This is a genomic window from Brevibacterium sp. R8603A2, assembly GCF_023072605.1.
GTDB classification, from domain to species: Bacteria; Actinomycetota; Actinomycetes; order Actinomycetales; family Brevibacteriaceae; genus Brevibacterium; species Brevibacterium pityocampae.
In genome coordinates this window covers 36,529-60,659 of sequence record NZ_JALLGN010000012.1, presented here as the reverse complement: position 1 = coordinate 60,659, position 24,131 = coordinate 36,529, and the positions used below count along the sequence as shown (strand labels likewise).

Below are 24,131 nucleotides of genomic sequence, written 5' to 3'. Positions count from 1 at the left end.
GAAGCGGCTCAGCGCTCGATGTCACCCCGGATGAAGGCCTCGACGGCGGCCTTCGCGGCGTCGTCGTGCTGCTGCTCCGGCGGGGACTTCATGAAGTACGAGGACGCGGAGATCAGGGGCCCGCCGACGCCGCGGTCGAGCCCGATCTTCGCCGCGCGCACGGCGTCGATGATGACGCCGGCGGAGTTCGGCGAGTCCCACACCTCGAGCTTGTACTCGAGCGACACCGGGGCGTCGCCGAAGTTGCGGCCCTCGAGCCGGACGAAGGCCCACTTGCGGTCGTCGAGCCAGGCGACGTAGTCGCTCGGACCGATGTGCACGTCGCGCTCGGACAGCCGGGCCGAGGTGTTCGAGGTGACGGCCTGCGTCTTCGAGATCTTCTTCGACTCGAGGCGCTCGCGCTCGAGCATGTTCTTGAAGTCCATGTTGCCGCCGACGTTGAGCTGGTAGGTCCGGTCGAGGATGACGCCGCGGTCCTCGAACAGCTTCGCCATGACGCGGTGGGTGATCGTCGCACCGATCTGGCTCTTGATGTCGTCGCCGACGATCGGCACGCCCGCGGCGCGGAACTTCTCGTCCCACTCCTTCGTCCCGGCGATGAAGACCGGCAGGGCGTTGACGAAGGCGACGCCGGCGTCGATCGCGGCCTGGGCGTAGAACTCGGTGGCCTGCTGCGAGCCGACGGGCAGGTAGCAGACGAGGACGTCGACCTCGCGCTCGCGGAGCACCGCGGCGACGTCGACGGGCTCCGCGGTCGATTCCTCGATGGTCTCGCGGTAGTAGCGGCCGAGCCCGTCGAGGGTGGGCCCGCGCTGCACCTCGACGCCGGTGGCGGGCACCTCGGTGATCGTGATCGTGTTGTTCTGCGAGGCCTGGAGCGCATCGGCGATGTCGAGGCCGACCTTCGCTGCGTCCACGTCGAAGGCGGCGACGAAGTCGAGATCGCCCACGTGGTAGTCCCCGAAGTTCACGTGCATGAGGCCGGGGATCTGCTCATCGGGTGCGGCGTCCTTGTAGTACTCGACACCCTGGATGAGCGAGGTCGCACAATTGCCGAGACCGGCGATCGCGACTCGGATCGGTTGGTTTGCCACTTGGTCGAACTCTCCTTCTCGGACCTGCACTGGGATTCTGCAGCGAATGTGTGAGGAACCCGAAGCGGGGCTCTTCCGCCGAGCGCCGCACGCGCGCACGGAAGTCTCAGGCACAACACTCCATCCTAGTCCTCCCCCGGCACCCGACCAAAAGCCGCGCCGATGCGCCTCGCCGGTGCGCCCCAGGTCCCCGAGCGGTGCCCCCGGGCGGTGCTGAGCGCCGGCCCGCGGCGCCCATCGGCCGCCCGGCGGCGGTTCAGGACACGACGAGCGGTTCGAGCACGAGGTCGGGATGCTCGCGCTCGACCCCGGCCAGGCGCCAGCGGTCGGAGAACAGCGCGAGGAGCTCGCCGTCGGAGCGGGACAGGACCTCGACGGAGCGCTCGCGGGCGAGCGTGCTCACGCATTCGGGCGTGGTGCGGCGGGCGAGCGAGTAGTTGAGGCGCTCGAGCGTGCACGGGGCGTTGAATTCGTTGACCATCCGGTCCTCGGCGACCTCGAACTGCATCGGGCCGACGGCCCCGACGACGGGCGCCTGGTCGCCGCGCAGGTCAGAGCGCAGGACCTGCACGACGCCCTCGTGGTCGAGCTGCTGGATGCCGCGGCGGAACTGCTTGTACTTCGAGGAATCCTTGGCGCGGATGACCATGAAGTGCTCGGGCGAGAAGGTCGGGATCTCGGGGAACACGACCTTCTTGTCGAGGTAGAGGGAGTCGCCGACGCGCAGCGCCGAGGCGTTGACGAGGCCGACGACGTCACCGGGGAACGCCTCGTCGACGACCTCGCGGTCGCGGCCGAACACCTGCTGGGCGTACTTCGTGGCGAAGGGCTTGCCGGTGGAGGCGTGGGTGACGACCATGCCGCGCTCGAACACGCCGGAGCACACACGGATGTAGGCGAGCCGGTCGCGGTGGTTCGTGTCCATCCCCGCCTGCACCTTGAACACGAAGCCGGAGAAGGGCGCGTCGACGGGGCGCGGCTCGCCGTCGCGGTCCGGCCGGGCCTCCGCGGCGGGCGCGATGTCGACGAGGGTGTCGAGGAGCTTGTGGACCCCGAAGTTGAGGACCGCGGAGGCGAACATCACCGGGGTGGTGCGACCGGCGAGGAAGGCCTCCTGGTCGTGGTTCTGGTCCTCGAGGTCGAGCAGCTCGGACTCCTCGACGGCGTTCGTGAAGGCCTCTCCCTCGGCGGCCTCGGCGGCGGCCGCATCGAGGGTCTCCTCGCCGGCGATCGTCGCGCCGCCGTCGGTGCGGGTGAAGCGGGTGAAGGTGCCGCCGGCCCGGTCGAGCACGCCGCGGAAGTCGCCGGACTGCCCGACCGGCCAGGTCAGCGGGGTGGGAGTGAGCCCGGTGCGCTCGAACACCTCGTCCATGAGGGCGAGCGCGTCGAGGCCGGGCCGGTCCCACTTGTTGATGACGGTGATGATCGGGATGTTCCGGTGCCGGCAGACTTCGAACAGCTTCATCGTCTGCACCTCGAGGCCCTTCGCGGCGTCGACGAGCATGACCGCGCAGTCGACGGCCGACAGCACCCGGTAGGTGTCCTCGGAGAAGTCGGCGTGGCCGGGGGTGTCGAGGAGGTTGATGACGGTGTCGCGGTACTCGAACTGGAGGGCGGCCGAGGAGATCGAGATGCCGCGATCCTGCTCCATCTTCATCCAGTCCGACACGGTGGCCCGGCGGCCGCCCTTGCCGTGGGTGGCGCCGGCCTGCCCGATCACCCGGGCGTGGAGCGCGAGCGCCTCGGTGAGCGTGGATTTGCCCGCGTCGGGGTGCGAGATGACGGCGAAGGTGCGGCGACGCGCAGCTTCGCGGCGGATGGTGGCCGGGTTCGGCGTGCCTGCAGAAGTCACCGCCACAGTCTACGCGCTCGGGCTCTCCGGGCAGGACTCGGTGCCGGTGCCCCGGACCGCCCCGGACCGCCCCGGGGCACCGGGATCAGCCGGTGACGAGGATGACGTCGAGGGTGCGCGGGCCGTGCACCCCGGCGACGCGCTCGAGCTCGATGTCGGAGGTCGCCGAGGGCCCCGACACCCAGGTCTGGGGGTGCTCGACGAGTCCGCGCTCCTCGATGATCCCCACGGCCGCGGGCACCCGGTTGACGATGTCGGCGGTGCGCACGAGGCAGACGTGGTGGTCGGGCACGAGGGTGATCGCGCGCCTGCCGCACTGCGGACCGCTGAGCACGATCGTGCCGGTGTCGGCGACCGCCGCGGTCGAGGCGGTGACGACGGCGTCGACGGAATCGAGGGTCGCGAGGTCGAGCGGGGCATCGGCGGAGTCGGGGAGCACCTCGGCGGTGAGCCCGGCGAGGTGGGCGGGGTCGAGGTCATGGGGGACGACGATCGTGCGCGCCCCGGTGAGGAGCTCGGCGATGCGGGCGGGCACCTCGGCCGCGGTGAGCAGGGAGACGCTTGCGTCGTAGTCGAGCAGCCGGTCGGTGAGCAGCTCGATGAGCGCGTCCCCGTCCGGGTGGGGGCCGGGGTCGGCCGGCGCAGGGCCGACCTGCGCGGCGGCCGCGGATGCCGCGAGCGAGGTTCCGGCCGGGCCGGACGGCTCGGCGGATGCGCTGCCGGCGGGTGCGTCGTCGCGGCGCAGCGCGGAGCGGATGCGTGCGAGCACCTCTGTGCGGGCGGTCTGCGGGCTCATCGGGTGCCACGCTCCTTCTTCCACCAGGACCGGAACGACTGCTCGGGCGGCTGCGGCAGGGTGCGCGAGTGCGTCCACTTCCCCGCCACCCCGGGCAGGCTGCGGATGCCCTCGGAGCCGGTGAGCAGGTGGGCGAGCGGCAGGCTCTTCTCCGCGACCGCCATCCGGCGGCCGTCGGACATCACCCAGGAGGCCGCGGTGAGCGCGGCGTCGAGCTGGGTGCGGGGCAGCCGACCGGTCTTCCGGACCTTCGTCTCCGTGTCCTCGTTGCGCAGGCGCACGAGCATCTGCGGGATGTCGATCTTCACCGGACAGGCGTCGTAGCAGGCCCCGCACAGGCTCGAGGCGTACGGCAGGGTGTCGTTGGCCCCGGCGTCGGTGCCGGTGAGCAGCGGGGACAGGATCGCGCCGATCGGCCCGGGGTACACCGAGCCGTAGGCATGCCCGCCGGTGCGCTCGTAGACCGGGCACACGTTCATGCACGCCGAGCAGCGGATGCAGTGGAGGGCCTGCCGACCGTGCTCGTCGGCGAGGGCGCGGGTGCGGCCGTTGTCGAGGAGCACGACGTGGACGTTCTGCGGCCCGTCGCCAGGGGTCACGCCGGTCCAGAACGAGGTGTAGGGGTTCATCCGCTCGCCCGTCGAGGAGCGCGGGAGGAGCTGCATGAAGGTGCCGAGGTCGGCGAACCGCGGCAGGATCTTCTCGATCCCCATGACGGTGATGAGGGTCTCGGGCAGGGTCACGCACATCCGGCCGTTGCCCTCGGACTCGACGACGGACAGGGTGCCGGTCTCCGCGATGCCGAAGTTCGCCCCGGACACCGCGACCGGGGTGGAGAGGAACTTGCGGCGCAGGTGCTTGCGGCTCGCCTCGGCGAGCGCGGTCGGGTCGTCGGTGAGGTCAGGATCGACGTCGGGCATCTCGCGCAGGAAGATCTCGCGGATCTCGCGGCGGTTGCGGTGGATGGCGGGGACGAGGATGTGGCTGGGCCGGTCGTGGCCGAGCTGCACGATGAGCTCGGCGAGGTCGGTCTCGTAGGCGTCGATCCCGATCTCCTCGAGGTGCTCATTGAGGCCGATCTCCTGCGTCGCCATCGACTTGACCTTGATGACCTCGCGCCGGCCGGTGTCGAGCACCGGGGCGTGCTCCTCGACGAGCCGGGCGACGATCGCGTTCGCCTCGTCGGCGTCGCGCGCCCAGTGGACGTGGCCGCCGCGCGCGGTGACGTTGTGCTCGAACCGCTCGAGGAGCTCCGGCAGACGGTCCATGACCGCGGTCTTCACCGCCGAGCCGTGGTCGCGCAGCTCCTCCCAGTTCGGCACCTCGGCGACGCGGGCGAGCCGCTTGCCGCGGATCGTCGAGGTGGCCCGCGCCAGGTTCGTGCGCATCTGGATCTTGCCGAGCTCGAGCTCGGCGACCTGCGGGAACGGCGAGGGCTCGACGATGTTGCCCTTGCCGGGCACGGTCGGCATGCCGAGGTGGGTGACGCTCATCGCAGGGCTCCCGTCGTCCGGTCGGTCGGTGTGCGCCTCAGCGCCGCGCGCAGCCGGGAGGCGCGGCTGCTCCGCGCCGGTGTCCGGGACGCGGGGGCGTCCAGGGGTTCGAGCACGAGCGGGTCCTCCTTCGTCGAGGCGAGGATCTCCGCGAGGTGGACGGTGCGCGGCACGCCGGCCTGAGCGGGCATGAGCTCGCGGGTGCGCTGCAGCCCGCCGCCGATGTGCATCAGGCACGAGGCGTCCCCGCCGGAGCACACGGAGGCCCCGGTGGTGACGAGCGCGTCGACCTTGTCGCTGAGCATCGCCGCGGACACCTGGGGGTTCTTCACCGAGAACGTGCCGCCGAACCCGCAGCACGCATCCGGGTGCTCCGGCTCCACCACGGTCGCCCCCTCGACGCTGCGGAGCAGGTCGAGCTGCCGGTCGCCGAGCCGGAGCAGGCGCATGCCGTGGCAGGAGCTGTGGTGGACGACGGAGTACGGGAAGTACGAGCCGAGCTGCGCGGCGGCGTCGGTCACGCCGAGCACATCGGTGAGGAGCTGGGCGAGCTCGTAGGTGCGGGAGGCGACGGCGGAGGCGCGCGCGGAGAGCTCCGGGTCGTCGTTGTGCTCGGCGATCATCGGGTGCTGGTGGCCGAGGCTCGCAACGCAGGAGCCGCTCGGGGCGACGGCGTGGTCCCAGTCCTCGGCCTCGAAGGCCTCCACGTGGTTGCGGACCACGGGGTAGGCCTCGCGGAACTTGCCGGAGTTGATGTGCATCTGCCCGCAGCAGGCCTGGCCGGCCGGGAACACGACCTCGTGGCCGAGCCGCTCGAGGATGCGCACGGTGGCCTTGGCGACATCGGGGTACATCGCGTCGACGATGCAGGTGGCGAACAGCGCTATGCGCACGGGCGGCTCCTCGAGAAGCTGAGGCACCGGGTGGGTGCCGGGTCACCTGCACCCTATCGTGTCAGCGGCTACTGTGGGCGGTGATGGAAGAGTCCGAGTACTCGCGGGTCGCCCGCGACCGCACCGCCGGCGACCGCTGGCTGCGCCGCCTGCCGCTCATCGCCGCCGCGCTCGGCGCGCTCCCCCTGCTGTGGCTGTCCGTCCAGTTCTCCCTGCTCATCGGGCAGATCGGCTTCTACGTCGTCAGCCTCGGCACGGACACGTGGACGATCGTCGGGCTCGTGCTCCTCACGCTCGCCGGCTTCGTCTCCCTGCTCGGCACGCTCGTGTGCCTGTGGGTGGGCACGCGGCGCCGGACGTGGCGCTGGCGGGTGGGCTGGGCGCTCGGCGCACTCGCCTGCGCCGCCCTGCTGCCGGTGAGCTGGCTGCTCTTCGGCCTCACCGGCCCCGCCTGACGGGGCGCCCGGCCCGCAGTCGCTCATCGCCTGCACCTCATCCCCTGGGTCGCACCACCAGCCTCCCGACCCCGGCGTCTCATCCCCCGTGTCCCGCGGTCGTTCACCTGCGGCGCCGTGCCCCCTCCTCGAACGGCCGCAGCACGCGCGCGGCATCGACGACTGCGGTCTCGAGGCGCTCGAGCACGTCCGAGGGCATCTTCCACCGGTGCCAGTGGATCGGCACGTCGATGTGGTTCCGACCGGCAGCCGCGATGGGCATGAGCTCGGCGGTGCTGCCGGCGAGCTGGAGCTCGGGGAGCATGCCCCAGCCGAGCCCCGCCTCGACCGCGGCGAGGAACTCCGCGGAGCTCGGCACGAGGGTGCGCCGCTGCGGACGGACGGCATCCCAGCGGGCGAGGAACCTCCCCTGCAGCTCGTCGTCGGGCCCGTAGTCGACCATCGGCATCCGGTGGATGTCGGCGTGCAGCCCCTGCGGCGTTCCGGGGCCGGCCGGACAGCGTTCGAGGAGCTCGGGCACGGCCACGGCGACGTAGCGCATGACTCCGAGCGGAGTGACCCGGCAGCCGTGGTGGGGCCGGGCGCGCGACGAGGTCGCCCCCATCGACTGCGCCTCGGCGACCGCCCGGTCGGCCTGGTCCTGGTCGGCGATCTCGACCTGGAGCACCGCATCCGTCCACGTCGCGGCGGCGTCGAAGACCGGTCGGAACCACGTGGCGAGCGAATCGGCGTTGACGGTGATCCGCAGGGCGAGCACCTCGGCCCCGCCCCCGCTCTCCGCGTCCGCGGTGCGCCCGGGCAGGCGGGACAGCGCCTCGGTCTCCAGCAGGTCGATCTGGCGGGCGAGGCGGAGGATGACCTGCCCGGCCTCGGTGACGGCGACCGGCAGGGTGCGCAGGACGAGCACGCTGCCGACGCCCGCCTCGAGCGTGCGGATGCGCTGGCTCATGGCCGAGGGCGTGATGTGGAGCGCACGGGCTCCGGCCTCGAAGGAGCCGTGGTCGACGGCGGCGCGGAGAGCGGCGAGCTGATCGGCATGCATGAAGCAATTGTGCATCACGATGATTTTCTTGCGCTTCACTTGATACCGGGCCGGATCTAGAGTCGACTGCGTGCTCACACATGTCATCACCGGGATGTTCACCGGCTGGTCCCTCATCATCGCCGTCGGCCCGCAGAACGCCTTCGTGCTGCGGCAGGGCATGCGGCGCGAGTACGTCGCGCTCGTCGTCGTCATCTGCTCGGTCGCCGACGCGCTGCTCATGGTGCTCGGCACCGCGGGGATCGGCGCGGTGGTCGAGCGCGCGCCGATCCTCCTCGACCTGCTCCGCTGGGGCGGCGCGGCGTACCTGCTGTGGTTCGCCTACACCTCGTTCCGCTCCGCGGCGAAGCCCGAGGGGCTCACCGCGACCCGGGGCTCCGTGCGGCTGCGGACCGTCATCATCACCACGCTCACGCTGACCTTCCTCAATCCCGGCGTCTACATCGACACCATGCTCCTCATCGGCAGCCTCGCGAACCAGCTCGGGACGGACCGCTGGGCGTTCACCGCCGGCGCGGTCCTCGGATCGATCACCTGGTTCGCAGCGATCGGATTCGGCGCCCATGCGCTCGCCCCGTACGCCGCCAGGCCCCGCGTGTGGCAGATCGTCGACATCGCGATCGGCATCGTCATGGTGCTCATCAGCCTCCGCCTGATCTTCGGCCACTGATCCCGGGCTGAGCACGCCCTGCAGGCCTGCGCGGCCTGTAGGCATGCGGGCCGGGCCGGGCAGGACGCGAAAACCCCGCGATTCCTGCACCCTCCCCCGGATCCTGGTCAGGGTGCGCGGGAGATTGCAGGAATCGCGGGACTTTCCCTTCACCGGCAGGCCTGCGCGTCCTCAGATCTTCGCGAGCGCCTTCGCGATGCGCTGCTCGGACACGGTGTGGGCGGTGCCGAGGTGCGGGGCGAACAGGGAGACCCGCAGCTCGTGGAGGTCCCACAGCACGCGGTTCCAGTCCTCCCCCAGCCGGGCGCTCAGCTGCGCGGTCGGGGCGGGCTCCAGGCGGATGGTCCGGGTGAGCTTGGTGCGCACGCTCGCCTCGACGGCGCGCACGCGGTCCATGAGCTGCTTGTCGCGCCCGGCGGACTCCCCCATCTTCTCCACCCGGTGCAGCGCGGCGGCGAGGTACACCGGCAGGCGGCGCAGCTGCGCAGGCGGGGTCGCTGAGACGAAGCCGGCGGCGAGCAGGTCGGCGCGCAGGTCCTTGACGTCGGCGAGGTTGGCGAGCAGCGTCAGAGAGGAGGCCTTCGTCACCGCACGGTCGAGCGTGTCGCCGAGCCGCAGGATCTCCGCGACGAGCGCCGCGGTCGATTCGAGGGCGGCGATGATCTCTGCGTTCACCCGCACGGCGAGCGCTTCGAACTCGACTTCCGTCCGCACCGCTGGACCGTCCTCCTGCACTGCCGGCAGTCCGGCGATCGCTGCGAGAACCGCGTCCTGCAGCGGATCGTGGCCCGGGGTCCGGTGGGCGCCGAGCACGAGCTTGTCGGCATTGGGCAGCTCGCGGGTGACGTGCGCGAGCGCCTCGGTCTGGCGCAGGGCGAGGAGTCGGACGATGCCGCGCTGCGTCTCCCGGCGCGCCTCGTCTGCGTCCCGGAACACGGTGAGCGTCACCGCGTCGCCGTCGTCGCGGAGGCCGGGGTGGAGGGTCACCGACCCCTGCTCGATCGGCCCCGGCAGCTCCCCGAAGGTCCAGCCGGTGAGCCCGGTGCGCTCGGCGAACCCGGTTCTGGTGGCGCGGGCTGCCGGTGCCGGGGCGGGGACCGCGGTGCGCAGGGCGCCGAGGTCCCGGTCGCGGGTCACTGCCGTGTCCCCGCGCATGACGGCGAACTCCATGACGAGGTGGGGCGGGATCCGGGTGCGGTCGAAGTCGTCGGCGGTGACGGTGATCGGCACGAGGTCGGTGAGCTCCCCTCCCCCGGCGCGGGCGGTGAGCGACGCAGCGAGCACCTCGGGCAGCCGGCCCTCGTACGGGGTGAGGCCGGCGAGGACCTCGGAGGCGACGTCGGGGGCGGGCACGAAGTAGCGGCGCTTGGCCTTGGGCAGGGAGCGGATGAGCGCGGTGACGAGCTCGTGGCGCAGGCCGGGCACCTGCCAGGTGAAGGCGTCGGCATCGGCGGTCTCGAGGGCGTCGGCGGGGATCTCGACGGTCACCCCGTCGGACGTCGAGCCGGGGTCGTAGGCGTAGCGCAGCCGGGCGGCGGTGCCGTCGGGCAGGGGCCATTCGAGAGGGAAGTCGGCGGCGGCCCGGGAGGACAGCTGGGCGGAGTCGTCGCTCAGCAGCGCCTCGACCGGGATGTCGAGGAGCTCGGGCTGGTCCTGCCGGACCGTCTTCCACCAGGAGTTGAAGTGGGCGCCGGATACCACGGTCTCCGGCAGGCGGGCGTCGTAGAAGTCGAAGAGCACCTCGTCCTCGGCGAGCAGGCGTCGGTTGCGGACCCGGGAGGCGAGCTCCTCGGCCTCGGCGATCGCGGCGGCGTTGCGGCGGAGGAAGGCGTGGCTCTCCCGCCATTCGCCGTCGATGAGCGCGTGGCGGATGAACAGCTCGCGGGACACGACCGGATCGATCTTCCCGTAGCCCACCCGCTGGTCGCTGCTCAGGGTCACCCCGTAGAGCGTCACCGTCTCGTAGGCCATCGCCGAACCGCTGCGCTGCGACCAGTGGGGTTCGCTGTGCCGGCGCAGCGCGAGCGGTCCGGCGGCCTCGATGATCCATTCGGGTTCGACGACGGCGACGGTGCGCGCCCACAGCCGCGAGGTCTCGACGAGCTCGGCGGCCACGACGACTTCCGGCCGTGACCGGCTGAGGCCGGAGCCGGGGAAGATCGCGAACCGGGTGCCGCGCGCACCCTGGTACTCGCGGCCCGGTCCGCCGCGCTCACCGCGCCCGGAGCGTCCGCCCGCCCGGTCGCCGCGCCCGGTCTCGGTGCGCACGCCGATCATCGACAGCAGGCCGGTGAGCAGCGCACGGTGGATCTGCACCGCTTCGTCGTCATAAGGGCCCCGGGGCTTCCCACCGCGCTGGGCCTTGCAACCCTGCTGAGCGCCGCGCCGTCCGCCGCCGGCGTCCCCGGCAGGCGCACCGACCGCCCCGGCGGCACCGGATTCCTCCTCCTCGAGGGGGCGCCACCGGGAGCGCTCGATGTGGACGCCGGCCCCACCGAGCAGCGAGCGGAGCTGGCTCACGAGATCCTGCCATTCGCGCACCCGGACGAAGTTGATGAACTCCGCCTTGCAGAGCCGGCGGAACTTCGAGGACGACAGGGTCGCCGCGGAGTCCTGGAGATGGTTCCACAGGGTGAGCAGGGAGAGGAAGTCGCTCGCCTCGTCGCGGAAGCGGGCGTGGAGCGCATCGGCCTCGGCGCGCACCTCGGTGGGGCGCTCGCGCGGGTCCTGGATGGAGAGCCCGGCGACGATGACGGCGACCTCCCCGCCGCATCCCGCCTCGGCCCCGGCGAGCAGCATCCGCGCCAGCCGGGGATCGATCGGCAGCCGGGCGAGCTTCCGGCCGATCCCGGTGAGCCGGATCGCGTCCCCGTCGTGACGCAGCGCGCCGAGCTCGCCGAGGAGCATCCGGCCGTCGCGCACCGCGCGGGGGTCGGGCGGGGTGAGGAAGGGGAAGCCGGTGATGTCGGCCTCGGTGCGGGCGAACCCGAGAGAGCACATCTGGAGGATGACGCTGGCCAGGTTGGTCCGCAGGATCTCCGGATCGGTGTACTCGGGGCGGGAGGCGAAGTCGTCGGCCGAATAGAGCCGGATGCAGATGCCGTCGCTCGTGCGCCCGCAGCGGCCCATCCGCTGGTTCGCGCTCGCCTGCGAGATCCGCTCGATCGGCAGGCGCTGGACCTTGGTGCGGTTGGAGTAGCGGGAGATCCGGGCGGTGCCGACGTCGATGACGTACTTGATGCCGGGCACGGTGAGCGAGGTCTCCGCGACGTTCGTGGCAAGGACGATGCGCGGGTTCCGGTGGGCGGCGAACACCCGCTGCTGCTCCGCGGACGACAGCCGGGAGAACAGCGGGATGACCTCCCAGTGCTGGGTGCGCGGACGGCGCGCGAGGTGGCTGCCGAGCGCCTCGGCGGTGTCGCGGATCTCCCGCTCGCCGGACAGGAACACGAGGATGTCGCCGGGGGGTTCGGCGAGGAGCTCGTCGACCGCGGCGAGGATCCCCTCGGTCTGGTCCGCCGCCCCGGCCTCGTAGTCGCCGTCGGCACCCGGGCCGTCGGCGTCGTCGTCGGATGCCGCGGTGTCGTCGGTAAGCGGGCGGTAACGGACCTCGACGGGGTAGGTGCGGCCGGAGACGCGGATGATCGGGGCGTCGTCGAAGTGGGCGGCGAAGGACTCCGGGTCGATCGTCGCCGAGGTGATGATCACCTTGAGGTCCGGGCGCTCCTTGAGGAGCCGGGCGAGGGAGCCGAGGAGGAAGTCGATGTTGAGGCTGCGCTCGTGCGCCTCGTCGATGATGATGACCTCGTAGGCCGACAGCCGGCGATCGTGCTGGAGCTCGGCGAGGAGGATGCCGTCGGTCATGACCTTGACCCGGGTGCTGTCGGCGACCTGCGAGGTGAAGCGCACCTGGTAGCCGATGCCCCCGCCGAGCTCCGCGTCGAGCTCCTCGGCGAGGCGGGCGGCGACCGCGCGGGCGGCGATCCGGCGCGGCTGGGTGTGGCCGATCATCCCGTCGATGCCGTAGCCGAGTTCGAGGCAGATCTTGGGGATCTGCGTCGTCTTCCCCGAGCCGGTCTCACCGGCGATGATGACGACCTGATTGTCACGGATCGCCGCGGCGATGGTGTCGCGGTGCTCGCTCACCGGCAGCTGCGGCGGATAGGTGATGTGCGGGGCGAAGCCCTGGCGCGCGGTGCGCAGGGCAGCGCTGCGGCGGTTCTCGCGCGGGCCGCGGCGGCCGCGGTCGTTCTCCTGGTGGCCGCGGCCCCGGGAGCGGGAGCCGCGGCGGCGGGCGGGGCGGGACGATCGGTTCTCGGTCATGACGGCTCCCAGACTACCGGGACGCGAGGTGCCGGCGGCGAGCACGGGCTGCAGGCACGGGTGGCGGGCACTGCGCCGCGGCCGTGCACCGTGCCCGCAGTGCGGTCGGCCGCTCGCCTCCGCGGCTGCGGGTCTAGGCTGGGTCGCGGCACGCAGGTGGGCCGAGGCGCACGGGCGGGCCGGCTGGCCCGTGCGCGGGACCGGGCGCGGAGCGAGAAGGAGGCAGCGGTGATCGGAGTGCTCGAGGGCTTCGGCGTCATCACCGTCGTCGTGCTCACCGGCCTGCTCCTCGGCCGCAGCGGGGTGCTCGGGCCGTCCGGGCAGCAGGTCATCGCCAAGCTCGTGTTCTACGCCGCGACCCCCGCGCTCCTCTACGTCACCCTCGCCGAGACCGATGTCGGGATGATCTTCTCCTCCGCGTTGCTGGCGACGGGCGGTTCGGCGGTGCTCCTCGCGGTGCTCGGCTTCATCGTGACGAAGTGGTGGCGGAGGCGCTCGCTCGGGGAGTCGACGATCAGCGCGATGTCGATCGGCTACGTCAACATCGGCAACCTCGGCATCCCGATCGCCACCTATGTGCTCGGCGATCTGAGCTACGTCGCACCGGTGCTCCTGTTCCAGCTCGTCGTGCTCGGTCCGGTGAGCATGGCGCTGCTCGACGCGACCCGGCCGGGTGCGACCCGGGAGTGGTGGAAGGCGATCGTCGTCGTGCTCCGCAACCCGATCGTCATCGGTGCCGCTGTGGGCGTCGTGTGCTCGGTCGCCGGCGTGCGGCTGCCCGGAGTGATCCACGAGCCGCTCGGGATGCTCGGGGCGATCGCGGTGCCCGGGGCGCTGCTCGCGTTCGGGATCTCCCTCAAGGACGGCTGGACGCTGCCGGCGCCCGGCTCGCGCCGCCAGCTCACCCTCATCACCGTGCTCAAGCTTCTCGCCCAGCCGACGATCGCCTGGGCGATCGGCGGTCCGCTGCTCGGATACTCCGGGCTCGACCTGCTCGGCATCGTCGTGACCTCCGCGCTGCCGACGGCGCAGAACGTCTACATCTACGCGATGCAGTACAACCAGGCCGAGCGGCTGGCCCGCGACGCGGTGTTCATCACCACGGTGCTGTCCGTGCCGACGATGATCGTCGTCGCGGTGCTCCTCGGTGGCTGAGCGGCGCCCCGAGTTCGGCGCTAGTGCGTGTCGGTCCGCCGCGCGGCCGGGCCGGGGACGAACAATGGTGGGGTGGCTACCGATGACCCGAAGAACTCCGATGACCTGCTCTCGCGCCGCCTGAGCTCCGGGACCGAACCGTCCCGCGCCCCGGCGGCCGACGACCGGGCCTCCGGTTCGCATCTCGAGGACACCCAGGCCTTCGACACCTTCCACGACGACCCCGGCCCCACCCGGGAGACCCCGGCACGCTCGGCCGGCACCGACACCGCGGCGAAGCCTGCTCGGGCAAGTGCCGACACGGGCGCGGGCTCCGGGAAGCCGGCGCTGCTCTCCGATGAGGAGTGGGCGATCCTCGGCGGCGGCACAGCAGCCGGCGCAGGCGCCTCGGCGGCGGGCACGAGCGGTGCCGGGGAGACCGGGAAGACCGGGAAGGCCGGCCGGAAGGGCACTGCGGATGTCCGCGGAGACCGCTCGCGCGAGGTCGACGTGCCCGGCACCGGCCGATTCGGTGCGCTCGACGTCATCGGCACGATCTGGATCACGCTCGCGATGCCGTTCGTCCTCGCCGCGATCGCGGTGCGCGCAGTCGCCTCCGGCCTGTTCCTCAAGTTCGAGTACTTCTACCGTCCCGGGTTCCCGGTCGACGACTACGGCTTCACCTCCGACGACCGGCTCCACTACGGCTCCTATGCCGTCGACTACCTCAACAACCTCGACTCGAGCCGCTACCTCGCCGATGTCGTCCTGCCCAACGGGGTGCCGGTATTCGCGGCCGAGGAGATCACGCACATGGCCGACGTCAAGGCGCTCGTCCAGCTGCTCTACCTCGTCGGCGTCATCGCCGCGGTCGTCGGCGTCGTGTTCGCGCTCTACCTGTCCCGCCGCACCGGCCCGGGCCTGCGCCACGGCATCCGCTGGGGCGCCGTCCTCACGTTCGTCGCCGCCACCGCGCTCGCGGTCCTCGCGGTGCTCGGCTGGGACCGGTTCTTCACCGGCTTCCACACCCTGTTCTTCGATCAGGGGACGTGGCAGTTCTACCTCGACGACGCGCTCATCCGCCTGTTCCCCGCCCCGTTCTGGATCGATGCAGGGATCGCGGTCGGCGTCATCATCCTGCTCGGCGCCCTGATCCCCCTGATCCTGAGCTTCATGGGCGCGGGCGCGCGCCGGAAGGCCCGCAAGGCCGAGCGCACCGAGGCGAAGCGCACCGAGACCGTCTGAGCCCAGGCCGCGGCGCGGGCCGAGCGCAGGCCGACACACACGTGGGGTCGGGTGGCTTTCCCCTGTCACCCGGCCCCATTCTCTCTCACCCCACACGCGAACTGCGCGGTATCCGAGACGAAGCGCGCAATTGCGCGTCGTTCTTCGGATACCGCGCAGTCGGACAGGATCTGCCCGTGCGAGGCCCTGCGTGTCAGTCGCCGACGGCGTCGCGTCCGCGCTGCACGAGCTTCTCGTCGGCCGGGTAGACCACCGAGTCGTCGCGGCCGTCGTACTCGAACTGGTTGAGGAAGTAGCGCATCGCATTGAGGCGGGCGCGCTTCTTGTCGTTCGACTTGATCGTCACCCACGGCGCGTAGTCGGTGTCCGTGCGGAGGAAGGTCGCCTCCTTCGCCGCCGTGTACTCCTCCCACTTGTCGAGGGACTCGAGGTCCATCGGCGAGAGCTTCCACTGCCGCACCGGGTCGAGCTGGCGGATCGCGAACCGCGTGCGCTGCTCGTGCTGGGTGACGGAGAACCAGAACTTCGTCACGTGGATGCCGGAGTCCAGAAGCATCTGCTCGAACACCGGGGCCTGACGCATGAAGGTCTCGTACTCCTCGTCGGAGCAGAACCCCATGACGTGCTCGACGTTGCCGCGGTTGTACCAGGAGCGGTCGAACAGCACGATCTCGCCCACCGTGGGCAGGTGCTGGACGTAGCGCTGGAAGTACCACTGGCCCTGCTCGCGGTCCGAGGGCTTGTTGAGCGCCACGACGCGAGCCGCACGCGGGTTGAGGTGCTCGGTGAAGCGCTTGATCGTGCCGCCCTTGCCGGCCGCGTCGCGCCCCTCGAACAGGAGCACGTGGCGCAGGCCGTTGTCCTGACCCCAGTACTGGAACTTCAGCAGTTCGATCTGGAGCTTGTACTTCTCCATCTCGTAGGATTCGCGATCGAGCCGCTCGTCGTACGGGTAGCCTTCGCGCCAGGTCTCCACGGCCTTGCCGCCCGGGTCGATGAGGTCGGGGTCCGCAGTGTGCCCCTCCCGGACCGTGTACCCCTCGAGCCGCAGCTTGTCGATGTACTCGCGCAGGTTCTCGCGCTGGTGAGGATGCATGATTCTCCTTCGAATGGCCGTGCTCCCAGTCTATTCACCCGCATGTGAACTGCGAGTGAACCGCCGCAGTGTGAACATCCCGGTCCTGTCATTCCCCCGGACGGCCGCTCCCGAGGCGCCCGCCGCCGGTCGAACCCGCGTCACCGGGGCAGGTGGGCCCGGCACCGAGACCGCCGGTACGATCGTGAACGGCCCGGCACACCGCCTGCACCCCGAAGGAGTCCGGTGGCACCTCGTCCCCGCACCGCCCATCACCGCACCGCCCGACAGTCGGTCTGTGGCACCCGCCTCGCCGTCGCCGGGCTCGCCGCGCTCCTCCTCACCGCCTGCACCGGTGCCCCGCGCCAGGCCGACGGCCCCGCGGAGGGCGCGCCGAGCGGCGACCCGACCGCCGCGCACGGCTGCCTCAGCGAGCCCACCGCCGTGTTCATGGGCGATTCGTTCACCGTCGGCGCGGGCGTCGACACCGAGTCGGAGCGCTGGTCGACGATCGTCGCCCGGCAGCAGGGATGGAGCGAGGTCAATATCGCGGTCAGCGGCTCGAGCTACGCGGTGAGCAATCGGGTCCGCCCGAACACGGCCTACGTCGACCGGGTCCCGGAGGCGATCGGGGCGGAACCGGACATCGTCGTCGTGTCGACGGCGGCGAACTCCGCCGACTCCGACCAGCGGGCCGCGATCGCCAGGACCCTGGGAGGCCTGCGCGATGCGCTGCCCGACACCCCGATCGTCGCCACCTCGCCGTTCCACCGCGACGACGTCCCTGCCGAGCGGCTCGACGAGCTCGGGGATGAGATCCGGACCGCGGCCGAGGCGCACGCGGTCGAGTACCTCGACCTCGACTATCCGCTCCGCGGCACCGTGGACACGCTCTCCGACGGCCTGCATCCCAACGCCGAGGGCTACTCGATCATCGCCGGTGCATTCCTCGCCGCGTACTCCGCCCACGAACCGAGCGGCCCGGCGTTCCCCGACTGCGGAGGCCCGCAGGACTGAGCACACGCCGGCACCCCGCAGTCCATCGCCGTGGCCTGCGACATCATCATGCTCGCCGCGGCGGCCCTCCTCGGCTGGGGGCTCACCGCCCGAGCCCGGAGGGTGAGGACGCGACTCATGAAACGGGTGCCCCCGGCGGGACTCGAACCCGCACTGAACCGATTTTAAGTCGGCTGCCTCTGCCGATTGGGCTACGAGGGCGCAGGCTCCGGCTGTGCATCACCACCGCGCGGAGCCGGTGATCTCAGCCTACACAGGGATGCGATTACGAGTCGCACCCTCCGTCGACCCGCACCACCGCAGCGCAGACGCACCGCGCCCCGCCTCGGAGTCCGAGGCGGGGCGCGGCGGTGTCGGTCACATGGACCGGCAGGCCGGGGTGATCAGGCCTTCGCGGGCTCCTTCTTGGGAGCCGGCTTCGAGTGCGCGGCCTCGACGAAGGCCTTGCGCGGCACGTCGAGATCCTTGAGCGGCATCGAGTCGCGTCCGAAGACGAGGTTGAGCGCCCAGTTGCCGAACACACGGGCCTTGCGGTCCACGGTCGGGATAGCGTAGCCGTGGTAGCCGCGGTGCATGAGCCACGCGAGCAGGCCGCGTGCCTCGAAGTTGCCCATCTGCGACACGCCCTTGTACGGGCCGAGACCCGCCACGGAGCCGATGGTCTTGTGGAAGTACTGCTGGAACTCGGTCTCCCCGCGCAGCGCGGCGAGCAGGTTCGCGGCGAGGACCGGGGCCTGGCGCACGGCGTGCTGCGCGTTCGGCACGCAGAAGCCGCCGACTCCCCCACCGGACAGATCCGGGACGGCGGCGTTGTCGCCGGCCGCCCAGGCGCCGTCGACGACGCCCTCTTCGCCCTCGACCCGGAGGTCGGCGCGCACGGTCACGCGGCCGCGATCGTCGATCGGCAGGTCCGAGTCGACGAGGACCGGGTTGGCCTTGACGCCGGCGCTCCACACGATGGTGTCGGCGTCGAACTCCTCGCCGTTGGAGAGCTTGCAGTGCTTGTCGGTGCAGTCCTGGAGGAAGGTCTCGAGGTAGACGTCGATGCCGCGCTCGCGCAGGTGATCGACGACCCAGCGGGCCTGGGCCTCCCCGACCTCGGGCATGACGCGACCCATCGCCTCGACGAGGACGAAGCGGAGGTCGGCCTCGGTGAGGGTCTCGTACAGGCCCACGGCGGAGCGGGCGAGGTCCTCGAGCTCGGCGAGCGCCTCGATGCCGGCGAAGCCGCCGCCGACGAAGACGAAGGTCAGGGCGCGGCGGCGCTGCTCGTCGTTCTCCATGAGGGACGCCTCGCCGATGCGGTTGAGGACGTGGTCGCGCAGCGCGACGGCCTCTTCGATGCGCTTGAGGCCGATGGCCTCCTCGGCCACACCCGGGATCGGCAGGGTGCGGGCGACGGAGCCGGCGGCGAGCACGATCTGGTCGTAGTCGAGCTCGAACGGCTCATCGCCCTCGGGCTCGACGACGACGAACTTCGCAGCGTGGTCGATGCGGGTGACGGCCCCGGTGATGACCTCCGCGCCCTTGAGGTTGCGGCGCAGCGGCACGACGGCGTGGCGCGGCTCGATGTTGCCGCCGGCGACCTCCGGGAGGAACGGCTGGTAGGTCATGTACGGGTTCGGGTCGACGACGGTGACCGTCGCCTCTCCCCGGCCCAGGTTCTTGAGCAGGTGCTGAGCAGCGAGCAGGCCCACGGAGCCGCCGCCGACGATGAGGATACGAGGACGCAGTTTGCTGTTTCTGATCAAAGCCATGTCCTCATGCTAACGCTTTGTGAAAACTTTCACTACCGGGTTCCACGGCCCTCCCCGGGGCCGTCTGCAGGGCCATCCCCGGGATCGTCTGCCGGGCCGTCCGCGGACTCCACGGGGGCTGTCGCCCGGGCGGCGCGGCGGGCCCGGACGAGGGCGAGCGCGGCGAGCACGAGGGCGGTTACGCCCCCGGTGATGAGCACGACCGGTCCGAGCACGGGGGTGCGGGCCGCGGGCCGCGCACCACCGGGTTCGGTCGCGGCCTGCGATTCGGGCGCGCCTGCGGATGCGGAGAGACCCGCATCGTCCTCGGCAGGTGCCTGCCGGTGCATATGCACCCAGGAGGCGAGCTCCTCGGCCGCGACGGGCACCTCGGCGGGCGGTCCGGACTCGAGGGCGGACACCGGCTGGATCCTCCCCCAGCCGATCACCGGGTCCGGTGACTCCGGAGTGCTGCGCCCGTCGTGGCCGGGCACCGCGGTGGCCGTCGATTCCAGCGCGGCGACGACCTCGTCCGCGCTGAGCTCCGGGTGCGCGCTGCGGAGCAGTGCGACGACGCCGGACACCACGGGGGCGGCGAAGGAGCAGCCGGCGGCCTGCGCGTAGCCGCCGGTGTGGAAGGGGACGGGGATCTCCTCGGCCGGGCCCATGACGTCCACGGCGGTGCCGGGCGCGGTCGAGGGGTGGCGCACCTGACCGTCCTGGCCCAGGCCGCCGACCCCGACGACCCCGGGGACGGTGGACGGGGACCATGCCTGGGTCGCACCCTGTGAGCTGTTGCCGACGCAGGCGACGATGACGACGTCCTTGCTGTAGGCGTAGGCGAAGACCTCGTCCCAGGACTCCGGCCAGGCCGGGTCGTCCCAGCCGAGCGACATGTTGATGACCGAGGCACCGCTGTCCACGGCCCAGCGGATCGCGTCGACGGCCTGCTCGCGGGAGGACTTCGCGCCCTCGGGCAGGCCGGAGCCCAGCCACATCGAGGCGGACAGGATCTCCGCATCCGGGGCCACCCCCGTCGGCCCGGCCCCGTCGCCGTTGCCGGCGATGACCCCGGCCACCGCCGTGCCGTGGTGCTGATTGGCCTCGGGTCCGATCGGCGTGCGGCCGTCGGTGCCCGAGCCGCTGAAGTCGCGGGCGTCGCGCACGGTGCCGGTGAGGTTCTCGTGCGAGTCGTCGACCCCGGAGTCGATCACGGCGACGCTCACCCCGTCACCGGTGGTCTGCTCCCACAGGGTGTCGATGCCATAGTCGTCGATGAACCACTGGCCCGGGCCGGCCGCAGGCCCGCCGCCCGGTGCGGTGCCGGGAGCCGACTCCCCCGGTGCGGGCTCGGGCTCGACCGCGGTCTCCGGCGGCGCGACCCCGGTGCCGGGCGCGGCCACCGAGGTGGGTATCGCGGCGGCAGACGGCACCGCGGCCGAGGCCAGGAACGCCGCGAAGGGAGCCGCCGCACGCTGACCGGGCACCTCGCCGGCGACGGCGAGCGCAGGCACCTGCCCCCCGAGGAGCAGCGCGAGCGCGCACACCCCGCCGAGTGCACCGCGCACCGCGTCAGGCGCCCGCGCGCCGCCCACCGGAACCCGCGTCATCTCAGGCCTGGGCGTCGCGCGCCCGGCCCAGCGCGATGCCGTCGAGGATGTCGGTCTCGCTCGTGAGGATCCGCAGCTCGCCGCCGGCGTCCCGGACGCGCTGCCCGATCCGCTCGACCAGCCGGGCGTAGATCAGGGCGCCGGCGCCCATGACGTCGGCACGGCCCGGGTGCATGTACGGCAGCCCGACGCGCTCCTCGCTGGTCATCCCGAGGAGCCGCTGCGTCGTGTCCGCGGCCTGCTCGGCGGTGAGCTCGGCTCCATGGATGGCCTCGCGGTCGTAGGCCGGGAGGTCGAGAGCGGCAGCGGTGATCGTCGTGATGGTCCCGGCGACGCCGACGAAGGTCCGGGCGCGGGACACGTCGACGTGCTGCTCGGCCTCGGCGAACGCGGCGTCGATGTCGGCGAGCGCGGCTGCGACCTCGCCCTCCGTGGGCGGGTCGGAGCGGAGGTGGCGCTCGGTGAGGCGCACCGAGCCGATGTCCATGCTGAAGGCCTGCTCGACGGAGTCGGTGCCGAGGACGAGCTCGGTCGATCCCCCGCCGAGGTCCATGACGAGGTAGGGCGCCGTGGTCGAGGCGTCCGCGACTCCCGACACCGCGCCGAGGTAGGACAGCTCGGCCTCCTCCCGGCCGGTGATGACCTCGGCATCGAGGCCGAGGCGCTCGCGCACCCCGGTAAAGAACTCCTCCCGATTGCCGGCGTCGCGGCTGGCGGAGGTGGCGACGAAGCGCTGCGCCTCCGGGGCCAGCGGTCCGACGATCGCGGCGTACTCCTCGCACGCGGCGAAGGTCCGCGCGAGCGCCTCGGGCGCGAACTCGCCGGTCGCGTCGATGCCCTGGCCGAGGCGCACGATGGTCGTCTCCCGGGCGAGCTCGGTGATCCGGTCGCCGGTGATGTCGGCGACGAGGAGGCGCAGGGAGTTGGTTCCGCAGTCGTAGGCGGCTACACGTGTCATGGCTTCACTCTAGGACAGTCGGCGTCCGGTCCGAGCCGGGCGGGGGCCTGCGGATGCAGGCGGCGCGGGTGCCGCCGGCCCGTGCCGCGTGCGGCGTCCGGGCGGGTTCAGGCGGGCTTCGGCACGCCCTCGAGGAGGTCGAGGGCGCGGTCGCCGATCGGGTTGACGCCGCGGCCGGCGGCGAGCGCGTGGCCGACGAGCGCATGGAGGCACTTGACGCGGGTGGGCATGCCGCCGGCGGAGAAGTCGCTGATCTCCTCGACCTCGGCGAGCCCGGCATCCTTCCCGATCCGCGAGCGAGCGGCGAGGTAGGCGCGGTGGGCGGCCCGGTAGGCGGCGGCGAGGTCCTCGTCCGCGGCGACCTCGGCGGTCCACTCGGCCATCACCCCGGAGGCCTCGAGGCGCGAGCACTCGGCGACGTAGTCCGGGTGGGTGAGGTAGTAGGTGGTGGGGAACGGCGTGCCGTCCTCGAGGCGCGGCGCGGTGGCTACGACGAGCGGCTCGCCGGCCGCCGACCGGGCGGCGACTCCCACGACGCCGCGCGGCATCCGGCCGAGCTGCTCGCGGATCGTGGCGGTGTCGGCAGTGGTGCACGGGGTGATCATCGGCTGTCCTCGGTTCCGGTCTCGGTGCTGTGTCGCGCGGCGGCCGCGTCCCGCTCCTCGTCGCCGCTCCCGCGCTCGGTCTCCTCCGGCGGGGCGGATTCCTTGGTCGCGTAGCCCACGGATTTCAGGGAGTCGAGGAGCTCGATGTACCAGGGCTGGGACCGGACGGGACGGTCGACGCGGTCGCCGGAGGCGTCGGTCGAGGCGCCTTCCGCGGTGGTGTCGCCGACGGTGTCGTCGACGACGATGTAGGCGTCCTCCCCCGGCTTGACGTAGAACTGCTCCTCCCGCGCCACCCGCTCGATGTAGCGCGGGTCGTGGAGCTGCTCCTGCTTGTCCTTGAGCTGCTCGACCTCCTCGCCGGTGGTCGCGATGTCCTTCTCCAGCGCGGAGATCTGCTGCCACTGGCGGATCCCGGTGCTGATGCTCGGGGCGAACATCAGCACGAGCACCACCGCGACGGCGATGAGCATGAGGCTGCGCAGGGAGATCCGCCGGCCGGCCGCGGTGACGTCGACCGATTCGGGATCGGCGGCCGCGACGGCGGCGGGGCGGGTGCTGCGGAAGGTGCCGGTGCGGCTGCGCGGGGGCGCGGCAGAGGCCGGTCTCGACCTGGCTCGCCTGCGCTGCTTGCTCATGACACCTCGGGAATCGCACATAGGGGAAGGGAAGGCGCGACACACCCAGTGTGCCCTGCCTTCCCTTCCCCGACGGGGATTGACCCCGGTGTGTCCGCACGGATCGGCCCTGCTCAGCGGGCCCGGACCCGTCTCCGGCTCATCCGGGCGAACTCACCCGGGCCGAGCGATCGGACCCGTGCTCAGGCGCGGAAGCGCGGGAACGCCGCACGCCCGGCGTACCGCGCGGCGTCGCCGAGCTGCTCCTCGATCCGCAGCAGCTGGTTGTACTTCGCAACGCGCTCGGAACGGGCCGGCGCACCGGTCTTGATCTGCCCGGCGTTCGTCGCGACGGCGAGGTCGGCGATCGTCGTGTCCTCGGTCTCGCCCGAGCGGTGGGAGATCATTGCGGTGTACTGGTGGGTCTGCGCGAGCGACACCGCATCGAAGGTCTCGGTGAGCGAGCCGATCTGGTTGACCTTGACGAGCAGCGAGTTCGCGGCACCCGATTCGATGCCGCGCTGCAGGCGCTCCGGGTTGGTGACGAAGAGGTCGTCGCCGACGATCTGCACGGCGTCGCCGAGCTCGTCGGTGAGTCCGATCCAGCCGTCCCAGTCGTTCTCGTCGAGCGGGTCCTCGATCGACACGAGCGGGTACTTCTCGACGAGCTCGGCGTAGTAGGCGGTCATCTCCGCGGCGGTCTTCGCCCCGCCCTCGAAGGTGTAGGTGCCGTTCTCGCAGAACTCGCTCGAGGCGACGTCGACGGCGAGCGCGATGTCCTTGCCCGGGCGGCGGCCGGCGTTCTCGATCGCCTCGATGATGAGGTCGAGGGCTTCGGCGTTGGAGTCGAGGTTGGGGGCGAAGCCGCCCTCGTCGCCGAGCCCGGTGGACAGTCCGCGCTTCTTGAGCACGGCCTTGAGCGCGTGGTAGACCTCGGCACCCCACTGGAGGGCCTCGCGGAAGGTCGCCGCTCCGATCGGGGCGATCATGAACTCCTGGATGTCGACGTTCGAGTCCGCGTGGGAGCCGCCGTTGAGGATGTTCATCATCGGCACCGGCATGACGTGGGCGTTGGGCCCGCCGAGGTACCGGTAGAGGGGCAGGTCGGCGGACATCGCGGCGGCCCGGGCCACAGCGAGCGAGGCGCCGAGGATCGCGTTGGCGCCGAGTCGGGACTTGTTGTCGGTCCCGTCGAGGTCGATCATCACCTGGTCGACGAGGCGCTGGTCGTCGGCCTCGATGCCGGCGATCGCGTCGTTGATCTCGTCGAGCACGGCGTCGATCGCGCCCTGCACGCCCTTGCCGAGGTAGCGCTCGGGATCGCCGTCCCGCAGCTCGACGGCCTCGTACTCACCGGTCGATGCGCCCGACGGCACTCCGGCCCGGCCGACCGAGCCGTCCTCGAGCAGCACCTCCACCTCGACGGTGGGGTTGCCGCGGGAATCAAGAATCTCTCGTGCATTGGCTGCAAGAATTTCGGCCATGCCTGCTCCTCTGTCGCGTTCACAGTTCGACG

19 protein-coding genes and 1 tRNA gene are annotated in these 24,131 nt (G+C 71.8%); 5 read left to right on the top strand and 15 right to left on the bottom strand.

What is annotated here, in order from left to right; all coding sequences use genetic code 11:
- Positions 1–8 precede the first annotated feature (8 nt).
- From MTQ12_RS12170 to MTQ12_RS12150, 5 genes are all read right to left on the bottom strand, one after another.
- A complete protein-coding gene (locus MTQ12_RS12170; RefSeq protein ID WP_247618815.1) occupies positions 9–1,094 on the bottom strand; it encodes an inositol-3-phosphate synthase in 1,086 nt (361 codons plus the stop codon).
- A gap of 256 nt (positions 1,095–1,350) precedes the next feature.
- Positions 1,351–2,946, bottom strand: a complete 1,596-nt coding sequence (locus tag MTQ12_RS12165; protein ID WP_247618814.1) for a peptide chain release factor 3 — start codon at positions 2,944–2,946, stop codon at positions 1,351–1,353.
- A gap of 85 nt (positions 2,947–3,031) precedes the next feature.
- Positions 3,032–3,742, bottom strand: a complete 711-nt coding sequence (locus tag MTQ12_RS12160) for an LUD domain-containing protein (RefSeq protein WP_247618813.1) — start codon at positions 3,740–3,742, stop codon at positions 3,032–3,034.
- Entirely contained in the window at positions 3,739–5,235 is a 1,497-nt protein-coding gene (locus tag MTQ12_RS12155) for a lactate utilization protein B (protein ID WP_247618812.1), read from the bottom strand. The genes MTQ12_RS12160 and MTQ12_RS12155 overlap by 4 nt, the downstream gene beginning before the upstream one ends.
- Positions 5,232–6,128, bottom strand: coding sequence for a (Fe-S)-binding protein (locus MTQ12_RS12150; RefSeq protein ID WP_247618811.1), 897 nt, complete (start codon positions 6,126–6,128; stop codon positions 5,232–5,234). The genes MTQ12_RS12155 and MTQ12_RS12150 overlap by 4 nt, the downstream gene beginning before the upstream one ends.
- A gap of 83 nt (positions 6,129–6,211) precedes the next feature.
- On the opposite strand from MTQ12_RS12150, the gene MTQ12_RS12145 reads away from it, so the two are divergent.
- The gene (locus MTQ12_RS12145) at positions 6,212–6,583 is read left to right on the top strand and encodes a hypothetical protein (RefSeq protein WP_137319161.1); all 372 of its coding nucleotides are present in this window, start codon (positions 6,212–6,214) and stop codon (positions 6,581–6,583) included.
- A 103-nt stretch (positions 6,584–6,686) separates the two neighbouring features.
- Here the strand turns inward: MTQ12_RS12145 and MTQ12_RS12140 are convergent, their stop codons facing one another.
- On the bottom strand, positions 6,687–7,625 hold the full coding sequence (locus MTQ12_RS12140) for an ArgP/LysG family DNA-binding transcriptional regulator (protein ID WP_247618810.1): 939 nt from the start codon (positions 7,623–7,625) through the stop codon (positions 6,687–6,689).
- Positions 7,626–7,719: 94 nt separating this feature from the next.
- Here MTQ12_RS12140 and MTQ12_RS12135 point away from each other — a divergent pair, with 94 nt between their 5' ends.
- The gene (locus MTQ12_RS12135) at positions 7,720–8,295 is read left to right on the top strand and encodes a LysE family transporter (protein ID WP_247618851.1); all 576 of its coding nucleotides are present in this window, start codon (positions 7,720–7,722) and stop codon (positions 8,293–8,295) included.
- A gap of 171 nt (positions 8,296–8,466) precedes the next feature.
- Here MTQ12_RS12135 and hrpA read toward each other — a convergent pair whose 3' ends face one another.
- Entirely contained in the window at positions 8,467–12,618 is a 4,152-nt protein-coding gene (gene hrpA, locus MTQ12_RS12130; protein ID WP_247618809.1) for an ATP-dependent RNA helicase HrpA, read from the bottom strand.
- A 228-nt stretch (positions 12,619–12,846) separates the two neighbouring features.
- Here hrpA and MTQ12_RS12125 point away from each other — a divergent pair, with 228 nt between their 5' ends.
- Both MTQ12_RS12125 and MTQ12_RS12120 read left to right on the top strand, forming a co-directional pair.
- Entirely contained in the window at positions 12,847–13,773 is a 927-nt protein-coding gene (locus MTQ12_RS12125) for an AEC family transporter (RefSeq protein WP_247618808.1), read from the top strand.
- A 72-nt stretch (positions 13,774–13,845) separates the two neighbouring features.
- The gene (locus MTQ12_RS12120) at positions 13,846–14,997 is read left to right on the top strand and encodes a TIGR01906 family membrane protein (protein WP_247618807.1); all 1,152 of its coding nucleotides are present in this window, start codon (positions 13,846–13,848) and stop codon (positions 14,995–14,997) included.
- Positions 14,998–15,190: 193 nt separating this feature from the next.
- Here MTQ12_RS12120 and ppk2 read toward each other — a convergent pair whose 3' ends face one another.
- Positions 15,191–16,093: a polyphosphate kinase 2 gene (gene ppk2 / locus MTQ12_RS12115; RefSeq protein ID WP_247618806.1), complete on the bottom strand. Its 903-nt coding sequence runs from the start codon at positions 16,091–16,093 to the stop codon at positions 15,191–15,193.
- Positions 16,094–16,318: 225 nt separating this feature from the next.
- Between ppk2 and MTQ12_RS12110 the strand changes: the two genes are divergently transcribed.
- Positions 16,319–17,089, top strand: coding sequence for an SGNH/GDSL hydrolase family protein (locus MTQ12_RS12110; RefSeq protein WP_247618805.1), 771 nt, complete (start codon positions 16,319–16,321; stop codon positions 17,087–17,089).
- Positions 17,090–17,216: 127 nt separating this feature from the next.
- Here MTQ12_RS12110 and MTQ12_RS12105 read toward each other — a convergent pair.
- The 7 genes from MTQ12_RS12105 to eno form a co-directional block, all read right to left on the bottom strand.
- Positions 17,217–17,290, bottom strand: a tRNA-Leu gene (locus MTQ12_RS12105).
- Between the two features lie 182 nt (positions 17,291–17,472).
- Complete coding sequence (locus tag MTQ12_RS12100) at positions 17,473–18,846, bottom strand: FAD-dependent oxidoreductase (protein ID WP_247618804.1); 1,374 nt, start codon at positions 18,844–18,846, stop codon at positions 17,473–17,475.
- A 32-nt stretch (positions 18,847–18,878) separates the two neighbouring features.
- On the bottom strand, positions 18,879–20,435 hold the full coding sequence (locus tag MTQ12_RS12095) for a S8 family serine peptidase (protein ID WP_247618803.1): 1,557 nt from the start codon (positions 20,433–20,435) through the stop codon (positions 18,879–18,881).
- Between the two features lies 1 nt (position 20,436).
- On the bottom strand, positions 20,437–21,393 hold the full coding sequence (locus tag MTQ12_RS12090) for a Ppx/GppA phosphatase family protein (RefSeq protein WP_247618802.1): 957 nt from the start codon (positions 21,391–21,393) through the stop codon (positions 20,437–20,439).
- Between the two features lie 107 nt (positions 21,394–21,500).
- Positions 21,501–21,998 (bottom strand): DUF501 domain-containing protein, encoded by a 498-nt coding sequence (locus tag MTQ12_RS12085; protein ID WP_137319153.1) that lies wholly within the window; start codon positions 21,996–21,998, stop codon positions 21,501–21,503.
- Positions 21,995–22,636 (bottom strand): septum formation initiator family protein, encoded by a 642-nt coding sequence (locus MTQ12_RS12080; RefSeq protein WP_247618801.1) that lies wholly within the window; start codon positions 22,634–22,636, stop codon positions 21,995–21,997. The genes MTQ12_RS12085 and MTQ12_RS12080 overlap by 4 nt, the downstream gene beginning before the upstream one ends.
- Before the next feature lie 182 nt (positions 22,637–22,818).
- Complete coding sequence (gene eno, locus MTQ12_RS12075) at positions 22,819–24,099, bottom strand: phosphopyruvate hydratase (RefSeq protein ID WP_247618800.1); 1,281 nt, start codon at positions 24,097–24,099, stop codon at positions 22,819–22,821.
- Positions 24,100–24,131 lie beyond the last annotated feature (32 nt).

Coding starts and splice junctions, on each gene's coding strand:
- MTQ12_RS12145 (WP_137319161.1), top strand. CDS start 6,212: ATGGAAGAGTCCGAGTACTCGCGGGTCGCCCGCGACCGCACCGCCGGC.
- eno (WP_247618800.1), bottom strand. CDS start 24,099: ATGGCCGAAATTCTTGCAGCCAATGCACGAGAGATTCTTGATTCCCGC.
- MTQ12_RS12095 (WP_247618803.1), bottom strand. CDS start 20,435: ATGACGCGGGTTCCGGTGGGCGGCGCGCGGGCGCCTGACGCGGTGCGC.
- hrpA (WP_247618809.1), bottom strand. CDS start 12,618: ATGACCGAGAACCGATCGTCCCGCCCCGCCCGCCGCCGCGGCTCCCGC.
- MTQ12_RS12135 (WP_247618851.1), top strand. CDS start 7,720: ATGTTCACCGGCTGGTCCCTCATCATCGCCGTCGGCCCGCAGAACGCC.
- MTQ12_RS12155 (WP_247618812.1), bottom strand. CDS start 5,235: ATGAGCGTCACCCACCTCGGCATGCCGACCGTGCCCGGCAAGGGCAAC.
- MTQ12_RS12160 (WP_247618813.1), bottom strand. CDS start 3,742: ATGAGCCCGCAGACCGCCCGCACAGAGGTGCTCGCACGCATCCGCTCC.
- MTQ12_RS12140 (WP_247618810.1), bottom strand. CDS start 7,625: ATGCATGCCGATCAGCTCGCCGCTCTCCGCGCCGCCGTCGACCACGGC.
- MTQ12_RS12090 (WP_247618802.1), bottom strand. CDS start 21,393: ATGACACGTGTAGCCGCCTACGACTGCGGAACCAACTCCCTGCGCCTC.
- MTQ12_RS12080 (WP_247618801.1), bottom strand. CDS start 22,636: ATGAGCAAGCAGCGCAGGCGAGCCAGGTCGAGACCGGCCTCTGCCGCG.
- ppk2 (WP_247618806.1), bottom strand. CDS start 16,093: ATGCATCCTCACCAGCGCGAGAACCTGCGCGAGTACATCGACAAGCTG.
- MTQ12_RS12085 (WP_137319153.1), bottom strand. CDS start 21,998: ATGATCACCCCGTGCACCACTGCCGACACCGCCACGATCCGCGAGCAG.
- MTQ12_RS12100 (WP_247618804.1), bottom strand. CDS start 18,846: ATGGCTTTGATCAGAAACAGCAAACTGCGTCCTCGTATCCTCATCGTC.